Consider the following 11,850-nt stretch of genomic DNA (forward strand, 5'->3'; position numbering starts at 1 on the left):
AAAATTTCCATTTAAGAAAAGAGAAAATATTGTCTAAAATATTGCCTTTATCTTAAAAAATTTCTTTTTGATGTAGATATTCCGGATAACGGACCGGGGATTGTGGCAGGAGCTATATTTTCCCTAATTGCCTGTAGTGGGTTAGCTTTTCTTTTCTGCGGCAAATTTATCAGCATTAAAATTTACTGATTGCCCTTTTGGGATGGTTAGGGATTCCCAATTATCGCCTAAAATTAGTTTTGCAACAAAAACCATTTGGCCAATATGGTAGGGCAGATGTGCCAGCTGCCTGTTAATAGCTTCGGTTACCGTGTGCGCCTCGTTACGGATATAAAGAACACGCAACAGATCATTATCTGTAAGTGGGTTTATAGCGTTAAAAAGGCAGTCCCAGCCTTTATCCCACAGATCTGTTAATTCCTGTTTTGTTGCGTACAAGCCCTCAAACTCATTGTCCCGGTTTCGCCATTGCTTCTCACCATCGGTGGTTAAAAAGTCCGTCCATCGAGATATGGAATTACCGGCAACATGCTTTATGACTACTGCGACACTGTTTGATGCCCCGTTGTATTGCCAATGCAGCTGTTCATCATCCAAACGCGCTATTACAGCATCGCCTAACGACTTATAGTATGCAAATAATTTCCTGGTGCTTGCCAGGTAGTTGTCGCCTGCGGTTTCCATTACTTTTATTATTTAAAGCAACTTGTTAATTCCACTCTTTTGTTCCTAAGGTCTTTACCGCCCTCCATAACCGATTTTAGGTTGGCCAGGTAAAATGTCCAGCTTGCCTGGCATTGCACCAATAGGTTTTTAGTTGGGTCGCTTTCCTGCGGTATATCGGTTTGTTCTAATTCAGTAATAGTAAGGCCGTTACGGGTACTTAAATTTATACTTACAATGCTATCGCCCGTAAAGCTGAATTTTAAAAAGTCCTGCCCGTTGGCTTCCAGTATCCGCCCATGCTGTACCACATCGTTATGATAGCCGTGCCAGTACCAGGTGTAGGTGTCTTCTTTCGCTATTTGCTCATCTGCGGTACGCAGGCGCTGTGGCACTGTAAAAAAATCGGCTTTGCGTAAAAACCATTTCTCTAACCCGGCAGAGGTACTCCATGCCAGGTAAAGGCTACGCATATCAACCTGATAATCGCCACATAACTTAAATCTTTTCCAGCGGGTATCTTCCATCTCAAATAAGGGTATTACATAAATGTATTTGTATAAAATTAACCATAATACTTTGTGTTTTGCTAATTTGCCAACAAAACAATTTTATGCCAAAACAAAGCGCGGGGGTATTATTATATAAGCTAACGGATGGTTTGCTGCATGTGTTTTTAGTGCATCCGGGCGGCCCCTTCTTCCGCAAAAAAGATGATGGCGCGTGGTCTATTCCAAAGGGCGAATTTGATGATGGTGAAGAACCCCTTGCAGCGGCACAGCGCGAGTTTGAAGAAGAGGTAGGCAAGCCTGTAAATGGCAATTTTATAAAACTACAGCCCATCAAACAAAAAAGCGGCAAAGTAGTGCATGCCTGGGCCGTAGAAGGCGATATAGACCACGAACAGATAACAAGTAACCAGTTTGAAATTGAGTGGCCGCCAAAGTCGGGCAAGATGGCCAGTTTCCCCGAAATAGACCGCGCCGGTTGGTTTACTATAGATGTTGCCCGGCAAAAAATAATACCTGGCCAGGTGGCGTTTATAGATGAATTGGAAAAGTTAGTGTAAATAATAAATGCCCGGAAGATCAGATTGGGCTGAAGCCCATTTGCTTGCCTTCAATCCGTCCCATAAATGGGACGGATTGAAAGGGAAAGTATTGATCGTTGCCGTTGGCTTTAGCCAACGGATTACAAACAAAAACACCAGGGCTTTAGCCCAAATCGAAAACTTAACACTAAGCCAAAAAATTCCTACTTTCATCCCAATGTTTAAACGCCTGCTGTTGCCATTATTTATACTTGTTACCACTGCTGCCGCGGCGCAAACGTTTGGCGGTAACCCGCCATCTATAAAATGGCAGCAGGTAAATACCCCGGTTGCACGCGTTATATTTTCGCAGGGGATGGATTCTGTAGCCCAGCGTGTGGCACAAACCATAGCGCGGATGAACCGAATGATACAGCCAACCATCGGCTTTAAGCAGCGGCAGGTAAATATTGTGCTTCAAAACCAAACCACTATATCAAACGCTTATGTTGGGCTGGCCCCATTTCGCAGCGAATTTTATTTAACAGCCGGGCAAAATAATTTTGACGTGGGTAGCCTGCCATGGCCCGAGCAGTTGGCCATACACGAGTTTAGGCACGTGCAGCAATATAATAACTTCAATGTAGGGGTATCCCGCGGGTTAAGCATCATTTTTGGCGAGGGCGGGCAGGCACTGGCTAATGCGCTATCGGTGCCCGACTGGTTCTTTGAGGGCGATGCTGTGTATAACGAAACCCTGGTAAGCAAGCAGGGCAGGGGGCGGTTGCCTTTCTTTTTTAACGGTTACAGGGGGCTTTGGGCTGCCGGTAAGGATTACAGTTTCATGAAACTGCGTAACGGATCGTACCTGGATTATACGCCAAACCATTACCCCCTGGGTTATATGATGGTGGCCTACGGTCGCGAAAAATATGGTAACACTTTTTGGAAGGATGTTACCCATGATGCCGCCGCTTTTAGTCCGTTTTTTTACCCCTTACAGGGCGCTATAAAAAAGCATGCGGGTGTTAATTATACTGAATTTAGAAACGCCGCTTTAACTCATTTTAAAACAGCATTTAAAGCAGATGCGAAAGATGATCGACCTAATGCCAAAAGCCGGCATTTTATAGCCGATCAGGAATACCCGGCATATATAAACGACAGCACGCTCATCTATCTGAAAAGTACATATACCCACATCCCGCAATTCATCATCAAAACCGGCAGCGGGGAGCGGGCGATAGCCGTACAGGGCATCACTACCGACAATTATTTTAGCTACCGCAATGGAAAAGTGATTTATGCCGGTTACCGGCCAGACCTGCGCTGGGGGTATCGTAACTATAACGAACTGATAGTACTTGATATAAATACAGGCAAAGAACACCGCATTACCCGTAAAACCAAATACTTTTCGCCGGCGTTTAGTGCCGATGGTAAACGGATAGCGGCGGTGCAGGTTGCCCCAAGTGGCAGAAGCGAATTGCATATGTTGAGTGAAGACGGAAAATTGCTATCTGTTGTGCCCAACAACGTGGGACTGTTTTATACCTACCCCAAGTTTTATGGCGATGACAAGCTGCTTTCGGCAGTGCGTAATTTTACTGGAGAGATGTCGCTGGCGCTGATAGATATTAAAACAGGCGCTACCAAATACCTGTTGCCGTTTAGTTTTGAGCCAATTGCTTTTCCGCAGTTGCAGGGCGATGTGGTTTACTTCTCAAAAACATCGGGTTTGAATGACCGGCTCTTTGCTTTTGATATCGGCACAAATAAACTGTTCGAAGTGAAGGGCATCCCTCAAAATGCCATTGGCTATTACCAGCCTGCTATAAGCCAGAGCAAACTTGCCTGGACAAGCTTTACAGCGTTGGGCTACCGCCTAAGTGAAGTTGATCGGGCGAATGTTCAGTTAAGCAATATAGGTAATTCACAGGTATTTACGGCTTTGCCGGATATGAATATCAGCGCCCTGAGGAAGGATAGCGCGGCCAATATACTGGCTTCTGTAAAGCCTGATTCATTGCCCATAACCAAATACAGTAAACTTCATGGACTGTTCAATTTTCATAGCATTTTTCCATCGTTGGATGACCCTAATTACTCGCTGCAGTTGGTGGGGAATAATGTGCTAAACACGTTTCAATCGCAGCTTACCTTTAACTATAACCGCGATGAAGGTTACAAGCAAATAGGTTATGATGCAGCTTATGGGGCATTTTTCCCATACCTTATTGCCGGTGCCGATTACGCTTTTGACCGCCGTGGATTTTATAAAGGGAATAGCATTTACTATAACGAGACATCTATACATGGCGGTTTGCAGGTGCCTTTCAACCTGTCTGCAAGTAAACATTCAACGGCATTATCGGTAAGCACCAGCTTATATTACAGCACCAATAATTTTCAGCAGCCGTTTCGTGCTATGTTCAAAGATAGCCACTATACCTACCTAAGCAGTACCATCAGCTTTAGTAACCAGGGCCAACAGGCACGGCAAAATATTAACCCGCATTTTGCGCAGAATATTTCTGTTAATTACAAGACATCTATTTCCAGTGTTAGCGCTACCCAGTTGCTTACTGCGGGTACATTCTATTTCCCGGGCTTATCTGCCAACCATAGTTTTGTGGTTAGTGGTGCATACCAGCATAAAGGCGAGAACAGGGGGATAGGCTATTCAAACGATTTCCCTTTCTCACATGGCTACACCGCCGAAAGCCTGGACGACATGAACAAATTTTCAGCAAGCTATCATTTCCCTATTGCTTACCCCGATGCGGGATTTGGTAACCTGCTGTACCTAATGCGCCTGCGCGGTAACTTCTTTTACGACCAAACACATGCCAGGGCGGCCAACTTCTTTACAGATGGATCGGCATTAAAAGCAAACTTCCGCACGGCAGGGGCAGCCTTGTTTTTTGACACCAAATGGTTTAATGAGGCATCCATATCATTCGGGGTGCGTTACAGCCACTTGTTAGACCGCGACATATTTGGCGGCAGCGGCCACAACAGGTTTGAACTGGTATTGCCCGTGGCGATATTTTAATTGGTGATTTAGTGAGTGACTGAATTAGTGATGGCTAAGAAAACCACTAATTAGCCATTCGCCCTTTTCAATATCTCCTTAACCCGGTCAACATTGGTCAGGTCAATGCTATATTCGTCGCTAAGGCCATCTGTAAGCAGGATATGGTCATTTTTGTATTGCATACCACCTTCAAATTTCGAACGGGCAGATGAATGCACTTCGGTAACGCCGGTAAAGTGTACCAGGTCGGCCACATTATTTTCGGTGATGCCGCTTCCGGGCATAATGGCAATGCGGCCTGCAGCTTTTTCTACAAGGTGGGCAATAACGGTAGCGCCTTCCATAGCAGTGCTTTTACCACCCGAGGTGAGGATGCGTTCGCAGCCTATCTCAATAATGTCTTCAAGGGCCTGGAACTGGTCGGCACACATATCAAACGCGCGGTGAAAGGTAACCCCAAGTCCCCATTGGCGTGCCAGGCGCACCAGTTCGGTACAGCGTTCCTTATCTACAGAGCCATCCGCTTTTAGCATGCCAATTACAACGCCATCGCAACCCGCTTCAATACAGGTACGTATGTCGGCCTGCATTACTTCAAATTCAAGATCGGTGTACAGGAAATCGCCCCGGCGGGGGCGTATCAATACATAAAGTTTAATATGGAGGTGTTTGCGTGCTAGTATTATTTGCCCATAAGATGGGGTAGTACCGCCTTCGGCCAGGTTTTCGCAAAGTTCTACTCTTGTAGCACCGCCTTCCTGCGCGGCAATTGCTGATGGTGCCGAGTTGGCGCAAACTTCAAGTATTACAGGTGATGCATTATGGTTCATAGCGCATAGCAGGGGTTATGGTTTATGAAAACCGTATTTATATATAATATGTTTTAAATCAGGGTGATAGTTATTTTTTTTCTTTGTAAAAGCTTTTGCCAGGTATCAGCAGGTCTTGTTGCTTTTCATCGCATACTGCAAACGAAAAGCCTTCCTGTATGGCATACGCGCCATATTCGCCTTTTTTGTTGATGGCCAAAAAGCCAACCTGTATCTCCTTAGCGGTTTCGGGTTTCTTTTTGATGATGCGATTAACAGCCTCTTTACAGGCATCCTCCGGCGAATAGCCCTGGCGCATCAGTTCGACCACCAAAAAGCTGCCTACATTGCGGATCACTTCCTCGCCCACACCGGTTGATGTTGCACCCCCAACCTCGTTATCTACAAAAAGGCCTGCGCCAATTATGGGACTGTCGCCCACACGGCCATGTAGCTTAAAGGCCATGCCGCTGGTAGTACAGGCACCGCTGATGTTGCCTTTGGCATCAATAGCCAGCATACCAATAGTATCATGGTTATATTTACTGCCGGGGCGGTGTTGTTTGTTCTCGATATTTAAAACAGGCGAATATTTTGCTGTTTTAAGCCATTTTTTCCAGGCCGTGTATGATTCAGGTGTTAGTAGCTTTTCTCTTTTAAAGCCCTGTTCAACAGCAAACTGCGTAGCACCATCGCCAACCAGCATTACGTGAGGAGTTTTTTCCATCACCAAACGCGCTACCGAAATTGGGTGTGCTATGTTTTCCATCGCAGCAACAGAACCACAATTACCAAATTCGTCCATAATACAGGCATCAAGGGTAACCTTTCCATCGCGGTCGGGGTAACCGGCGCGGCCAACAGTATGGTTATTCATATCAGCTTCAGGGATCCTTACGCCGGCTTCAACAGCATCTAAAGCACGGCCTCCTTTTTCAAGCGTTTTCCAGGCTTCTTTGTTAGCTGCAATACCAAAATCCCATGTAGATATTACAATCGGTAAATTTTTAGGTGCAGGCTTAAAAGCAGGCATTGCAGGTGCATATTTTGATATTGCTGTTAAAGAAGCAGTTACGGTGGTTAATTTCAGAAATTTGCGGCGGTCGTACATAGGGCTAAATATAATGATAGGGCAATAATATGTTTAAATGTATCAGCTTTGATACAATTGTGGGTTTTAATCAAAATCTCCTTGGCAATTAAAGCAATGCCAGGCTTTACGTGCATATAGCGGAAATGCCGATATAATTGCAAAAAGCAAGGCTACAAACCAGTGCGATTTTCTCTCGGTAGCCGCCCCGTAACGCACATTGGTCGATCCGCAATAAGGGCAAACAACCGGGGAATTGGTTTCCTCATCAATCTCATAATGGTCCTGCTCGTGCAGGTCGCCTTCCTGGGCAAGTATCTCGCGGCAGCGTTCCAGGTCGCGTTCAAAAATTTTTAGCTTGATGCCACCTACTGCGTTATTGTATATAGGGTTGGCTGATATGATGTTATCATCGGCAATAAAACAGGGGATGCCGTTATCTTCCAGCCGGGTACGGATAATGTGCGCCAGCATAGGGTCGTAATACTGCTCAAGTGTGATGATCTTATCTTGCGTTTGGTCGGCCATATTTATATAACAATTATGCTAAGGTACTTAGTTTTTTGCTTATTTTGTGTGTATGAACCGCATCGATCGTATATCTGCCATCTTAATACAGCTGCAAACCCGCAGAGTGGTAAAAGCAAGCGATATTGCTGCCAGGTTTAATATTAGCCTGCGTACGGTTTACCGCGATGTACGATCATTAGAAGAGGCTGGCGTGCCCATTATTGGTGAGGCTGGTGTAGGATATTCATTGGTAGATGGTTACCGCCTGCCGCCTATTATGTTTACCCGCGAAGAAGCCACAGCTTTTTTAACTGCCGAAAAGTTTGTAGAGCAGATGACGGATGTTTCAACCGCCGCGCAGCATAAATCGGCCATGTATAAGATACGTGCGATACTTAAAACATCAGAGAAAGACCTGCTGGAAAGTATGGATGGCAATATTGAAGTTTTAAAAAGCCAAATACAGCGCCGTGTAGATAATAACGACCATATCCAAACCATATTGAATGGCATAGCCCATAAAAAAGTGCTTTGTATTGATTACCTGGCCGGTTACACGCAAACCAAAACCAACCGGCATATTGAGCCTGTTGGCATTTTTTACCTGGATAGCTTTTGGCACCTTATTGCTTTTTGCCGCATGCGGGGAGATTACCGCGATTTTAGACTGGACAGGATCCTTGACCTTGCCGAAACAGATATTACGTTTGATGGTAAACACCCCACACTTAAGGATTATATTGCCCAAACCGCATCAGAGCATAAACTGGAAACTATTGTGATAAGGGTTGATAATAAAATTGCCAATTATATAAGCGCTCAGAAATACTACAACGGCTTTGTATCTGAAAAGCAACATAGCAATTATGTGGAAATGACCTTCCTGACCATATCTGTAGAGGGATTTGCCCGTTGGTTTATGATGTTTGGCGATCAGGCCGAAATTGTTAGCCCGCCTATGGTGAAAGACAGGATAATTGAATTGACTGAAGCTATTTTAAAACGAAATGGGGTAGCCATACCTATCTGAGTATTCTAATTAACTCACCCCGCGGCACTATGTGCGTGCCCTCTCTGCTTCGCAAAGGGAGAGGCTGAAGAGGAACGGAAAACCTCTTTCCACGAAGCGAAGAGAGGGTGGTCGAGCGAAGCAATGACCGGTGAGTAAAGTGACCAAATGATAAATTTCTACTTTTCTGTGAGTCCGAGCCTGTCGAAGACCGAAACCAGTTTAATAGTTCGCTAAGCTCACCATAAAAATAATCACTGCTGACATACAGTTGTCAAAACACCTCTTTTCTTTGTGGCTAAGTTTTTGTGTTAATCATAATACTGTTATGGCCATTAAATATTTCATAGTAGTTGTATCAAAAGATCATTTAGCCCGTGGGGTTGAAGGTGGTTTTATGCAGGCAAATCACGGTAAACAGGCGCCTCTTAAAAAACTAAACCCTGGCGACTGGGTTATATTTTATTCAGCCAAACAAACTTACGGAGGTAAAGAACCATTACAGGCATTTACGGCTATAGGGCAGGTGAAAGATGACAGGATCTATCAGCAGGAAATGAGTGTGGATTTTAAACCTTATCGCCGCAATGTTGATTTTTATAAATGCACTCAAACACCAATTGAGCCATTAATATCCGTACTGCATTTTATTGAGAACAAAAAGGCCTGGGGATTTAAATTCAGGTTTGGTTTTTTTGAGATAAATGAAGCCGATTTTAAAACCATTAGCTCGGCAATGATAACAGGCGAACTAATAATTACCAAACAAATCTAAATATATAAACATCATGGAAAAGCTATCATTATCAACCAAAATAGACATAAACGCCCCTGTGGCAGAAGTTTGGAAAGGTTTGACCGACCCGGAGATCGTTAAAAAATATTTCTTTGGTACTAATGTAAAATCAGACTGGAAAGCGGGCAGCCCTATTACGTTTAGTGGCGAGTGGGAGGGGAAGAGCTACGAGGATAAAGGTAATATACAGGAGATCACCCCCGGTAAATATGTGAAATACAACTACTGGAGCAGCATGGGTGGTACCGAAGATAAGCCCGAAAACTACGCGAACGTAAGCTACACCCTGGATGAAAATGATGGCTTTACCACCTTGACAGTTACCCAGGATAATATTAAAGATATAACTTCTAAAGAACACTCTGAGCAAAACTGGCAAACGGTTTTTGGCGGGTTAAAAAAGCTGTTGGAGAAATAAACTGCTTGTTTATACTATCTTTATAAAAACCTAAATATTAAAAACTTATCATATAAAAAATGGAGCATGAAATTGAAAACCTGCCGATGTTTTACGTTGCCGGGTTAGCCGTACGAACGATTAACAAAAACGGACAGGCCGCTAACGATATAGGCAGCCTTTGGCAGCGCTTTACCCAGGAAAACCTTTCCGGGAAATTGGATGAAAGAGAAGACAATGAACTATACTGCGTGTATACCGATTACGAAAGCGACCATAACGATTATTACACAGCTATACTGGGTTGCAAAGTAACATCAATAGAATACCTGCCTGAAGGGTTTACCGGCAAGGCTATACCGGCAAGTAAATACGCTATGTTTACACCCGTTGGTAAATTCCCGGCAAATATTGGTGCTGCGTGGCAATATATCTGGCAATCAGATCTCCAGCGAACATACACCGCCGATTTTGATAGATATGATATTACCGATAAAGCTTTTGAGGATATTGAATCGAAGGTTTACGTGGCGGTAGATTGAGCAATAGCGTTCACGTTCACTGCCGTGAACATTGTGAATTATTATAAATCGCTTGTAATCAATTGATTGTAAATTAACTACTGGCAAAATACTGTCACCATTAATTCAGGATAATAGTTAGCGGGCGAAGGTCATCCTTTGTCCGCTTTGTTCACTTACCAGCTTACCATTTTCATAAACTAAATTACCCGATACGATAGTGCTTACTACACTTGCCTTAAATGTACTCCCCTCAAAAGGCGACCAGCCGCATTTGTAAAGGATATTGCTTTTGTTAACCTGCCATGGGCTGTTCAGGTTAACCAGTGCCATATCTGCCCAGAAACCTTCGCGGATAAAGCCGCGTTTTTCTATCTGGAAGATGGTAGCCACGTTATGCGCCATTTTTTCGGCAACCTGCTCTAATGTTATTTTACCGTGATGATAAAGCTCGAGCATGGCGGGCAGGGCATGTTGTACCAAAGGGCCGCCGCTGGGCGCCTGTAGATAGGGCTGTGCTTTTTCTTCGATGGTATGCGGGGCATGGTCGGTAGCTATCACATCAATGCGGCCATCTAAAACAGCTTTTAATATCTCGTCCCGGTCGGCTTCGGTTTTAACTGCCGGGTTCCATTTTATCAGGTTGCCTTTAGTTTCATAATCGGCATCAGTAAACCATAAATGATGAATGCAGGCTTCGGCGGTTATCCTTTTGTTAGCCAATGGAATATCATTGCTGAATAAGTTTGTTTCTTTAGCGGTAGAGATATGCAGGATATGGAGGCGTGTATTGTGCTTTTTAGCCAGTTGAACCGCCATGGATGACGACAGGTAACAAGCCTCTGCGCTACGGATCTTGGGGTGAAGCCTCACCGGGATATTTTCGCCAAGCAACTGTTTGTAATGTTCCAGGTTGCTTTTAATGGTAGCCTCATCCTCGCAATGGGTGGCAATCAGCATGGGCGATTGGGCAAAGAGGTGTTCAAGCGTGGTGGGGTTATCTACCAGCATATTCCCGGTTGATGACCCCATGAAAACCTTTACACCACAAACGTTTTTAGCATCGGTACGCAAAACCTCGTCAAGGTTATCATTTGATGCACCCATAAAAAACGAGTAGTTGGCCGGCGAGTTTTTCGCCGCTATATCGTATTTATCCTGTAGTAATTGTTGGGTTAGGGCGTTAGGTACAGTGTTTGGCATCTCCATAAATGAAGTAATACCACCCGCTACTGCCGCGCGCGACTCTGAAGCAATATTACCTTTGTGGGTAAGCCCGGGTTCGCGGAAATGCACCTGGTCGTCTATGCAACCCGGGAAAAGATGCAAACCTTCCGCATTGATCTCCTTATCGGCTTTAGCATCAATACTGCCGGCTATTTTTTCAATAAAGCCATTTTTAATGAGTAGGTCGGCCTGGGTTTGCTTTCCTTCGTTTACTATTGTTGCCGATTTAATGAGGATACTTGCCATATAGCAAAGATAGTTTTTTAGCAGATAAGGAGAAGATAAAGCATGCAGGCAAAGGCATCAAATTGAGGCTTAGCAATTGTTTGTCTCATTTTTAAAACTGGACCAACAGGGGTAATCTTGACACATTGATAATGAGATTTTTGATTGTATTAATTCCATCGTGGTTAAAAGTGTTACTTCATTTTTTTTTAGGTAAAATTCTTTATTGCAGCGGTTATATTTTTTAGACGGTGTTCCACTTTTTTGAAAACGAGACAAAAAAATGCAAATACAACCATACTAATACAACGCTTTTTATTCGCCTTTTTTCGGCCTCAGAACGGCCCTTTTAACTGTATTTAATAGTAATTAAAACACATAAGCTTATTTTTAGTAAAAATATTATTTACAGTTGATCAATATTTTAGGCTTGTTACGTTTTTGCAAAATGGAATTATGCTGCGCTGGCCGACCCTCCTTATGTAGCAGAGAGGGTGAAGAAGTAAGAAAGAGGGAGCAGTTAAACAAAAACCTTA

Annotated in this window: 12 protein-coding genes; 6 read left to right on the forward strand and 6 right to left on the reverse strand. The window is 43.9% G+C overall.

What is annotated here, in order from left to right; genetic code table 11:
- Positions 1–141 precede the first annotated feature (141 nt).
- Together IDJ75_RS04535 and IDJ75_RS04540 are read right to left on the reverse strand one after the other, a co-directional pair.
- Positions 142–684 (reverse strand): DUF1572 family protein, encoded by a 543-nt coding sequence (locus tag IDJ75_RS04535; RefSeq protein ID WP_191174404.1) that lies wholly within the window; start codon positions 682–684, stop codon positions 142–144.
- Positions 685–692: 8 nt separating this feature from the next.
- The gene (locus IDJ75_RS04540; RefSeq protein ID WP_191174405.1) at positions 693–1,190 is read right to left on the reverse strand and encodes an SRPBCC family protein; all 498 of its coding nucleotides are present in this window, start codon (positions 1,188–1,190) and stop codon (positions 693–695) included.
- 86 nt (positions 1,191–1,276) lie between these two features.
- On the opposite strand from IDJ75_RS04540, the gene IDJ75_RS04545 reads away from it, so the two are divergent.
- Positions 1,277–1,732: an NUDIX domain-containing protein gene (locus tag IDJ75_RS04545; protein WP_191174406.1), complete on the forward strand. Its 456-nt coding sequence runs from the start codon at positions 1,277–1,279 to the stop codon at positions 1,730–1,732.
- Positions 1,733–1,739: 7 nt separating this feature from the next.
- Positions 1,740–4,748: a TolB-like translocation protein gene (locus IDJ75_RS04550; RefSeq protein WP_191174407.1), complete on the forward strand. Its 3,009-nt coding sequence runs from the start codon at positions 1,740–1,742 to the stop codon at positions 4,746–4,748.
- Positions 4,749–4,798: 50 nt separating this feature from the next.
- Here the strand turns inward: IDJ75_RS04550 and IDJ75_RS04555 are convergent, their stop codons facing one another.
- From IDJ75_RS04555 to IDJ75_RS04565, 3 genes are all read right to left on the reverse strand, one after another.
- Entirely contained in the window at positions 4,799–5,560 is a 762-nt protein-coding gene (locus IDJ75_RS04555; protein ID WP_191174408.1) for a copper homeostasis protein CutC, read from the reverse strand.
- A gap of 70 nt (positions 5,561–5,630) precedes the next feature.
- Positions 5,631–6,650, reverse strand: coding sequence for a N(4)-(beta-N-acetylglucosaminyl)-L-asparaginase (locus tag IDJ75_RS04560; RefSeq protein ID WP_191174409.1), 1,020 nt, complete (start codon positions 6,648–6,650; stop codon positions 5,631–5,633).
- 66 nt (positions 6,651–6,716) lie between these two features.
- Positions 6,717–7,157, reverse strand: coding sequence for a putative signal transducing protein (locus tag IDJ75_RS04565; protein ID WP_191174410.1), 441 nt, complete (start codon positions 7,155–7,157; stop codon positions 6,717–6,719).
- Between the two features lie 52 nt (positions 7,158–7,209).
- On the opposite strand from IDJ75_RS04565, the gene IDJ75_RS04570 reads away from it, so the two are divergent.
- From IDJ75_RS04570 to IDJ75_RS04585, 4 genes are all read left to right on the forward strand, one after another.
- Complete coding sequence (locus tag IDJ75_RS04570; protein ID WP_191174411.1) at positions 7,210–8,169, forward strand: helix-turn-helix transcriptional regulator; 960 nt, start codon at positions 7,210–7,212, stop codon at positions 8,167–8,169.
- A 307-nt stretch (positions 8,170–8,476) separates the two neighbouring features.
- The gene (locus IDJ75_RS04575; protein ID WP_224746475.1) at positions 8,477–8,923 is read left to right on the forward strand and encodes an EVE domain-containing protein; all 447 of its coding nucleotides are present in this window, start codon (positions 8,477–8,479) and stop codon (positions 8,921–8,923) included.
- A 13-nt stretch (positions 8,924–8,936) separates the two neighbouring features.
- Positions 8,937–9,362 (forward strand): SRPBCC family protein, encoded by a 426-nt coding sequence (locus IDJ75_RS04580; protein WP_191174412.1) that lies wholly within the window; start codon positions 8,937–8,939, stop codon positions 9,360–9,362.
- Positions 9,363–9,421: 59 nt separating this feature from the next.
- Positions 9,422–9,883: a GyrI-like domain-containing protein gene (locus IDJ75_RS04585; RefSeq protein WP_191174413.1), complete on the forward strand. Its 462-nt coding sequence runs from the start codon at positions 9,422–9,424 to the stop codon at positions 9,881–9,883.
- A gap of 117 nt (positions 9,884–10,000) precedes the next feature.
- Here the strand turns inward: IDJ75_RS04585 and IDJ75_RS04590 are convergent, their stop codons facing one another.
- Entirely contained in the window at positions 10,001–11,335 is a 1,335-nt protein-coding gene (locus IDJ75_RS04590; protein WP_191174414.1) for a dihydroorotase, read from the reverse strand.
- Between the last annotated feature and the right edge of the window lie 515 nt (positions 11,336–11,850).

This window comes from Mucilaginibacter rigui, assembly GCF_014773275.1.
Classification (GTDB): domain Bacteria; phylum Bacteroidota; class Bacteroidia; order Sphingobacteriales; family Sphingobacteriaceae; genus Mucilaginibacter; species Mucilaginibacter rigui_A.

Excerpts from the sequence above, each read along its gene's own strand:
- IDJ75_RS04565 (WP_191174410.1), bottom strand. The coding sequence starts at position 7,157 with ATGGCCGACCAAACGCAAGATAAGATCATCACACTTGAGCAGTATTAC.
- IDJ75_RS04560 (WP_191174409.1), bottom strand. The coding sequence starts at position 6,650 with ATGTACGACCGCCGCAAATTTCTGAAATTAACCACCGTAACTGCTTCT.
- IDJ75_RS04580 (WP_191174412.1), top strand. The coding sequence starts at position 8,937 with ATGGAAAAGCTATCATTATCAACCAAAATAGACATAAACGCCCCTGTG.
- IDJ75_RS04550 (WP_191174407.1), top strand. The coding sequence starts at position 1,740 with ATGCCCGGAAGATCAGATTGGGCTGAAGCCCATTTGCTTGCCTTCAAT.
- IDJ75_RS04535 (WP_191174404.1), bottom strand. The coding sequence starts at position 684 with ATGGAAACCGCAGGCGACAACTACCTGGCAAGCACCAGGAAATTATTT.
- IDJ75_RS04585 (WP_191174413.1), top strand. The coding sequence starts at position 9,422 with ATGGAGCATGAAATTGAAAACCTGCCGATGTTTTACGTTGCCGGGTTA.
- IDJ75_RS04575 (WP_224746475.1), top strand. The coding sequence starts at position 8,477 with ATGGCCATTAAATATTTCATAGTAGTTGTATCAAAAGATCATTTAGCC.
- IDJ75_RS04555 (WP_191174408.1), bottom strand. The coding sequence starts at position 5,560 with ATGAACCATAATGCATCACCTGTAATACTTGAAGTTTGCGCCAACTCG.
- IDJ75_RS04590 (WP_191174414.1), bottom strand. The coding sequence starts at position 11,335 with ATGGCAAGTATCCTCATTAAATCGGCAACAATAGTAAACGAAGGAAAG.
- IDJ75_RS04545 (WP_191174406.1), top strand. The coding sequence starts at position 1,277 with ATGCCAAAACAAAGCGCGGGGGTATTATTATATAAGCTAACGGATGGT.
- IDJ75_RS04570 (WP_191174411.1), top strand. The coding sequence starts at position 7,210 with ATGAACCGCATCGATCGTATATCTGCCATCTTAATACAGCTGCAAACC.
- IDJ75_RS04540 (WP_191174405.1), bottom strand. The coding sequence starts at position 1,190 with ATGGAAGATACCCGCTGGAAAAGATTTAAGTTATGTGGCGATTATCAG.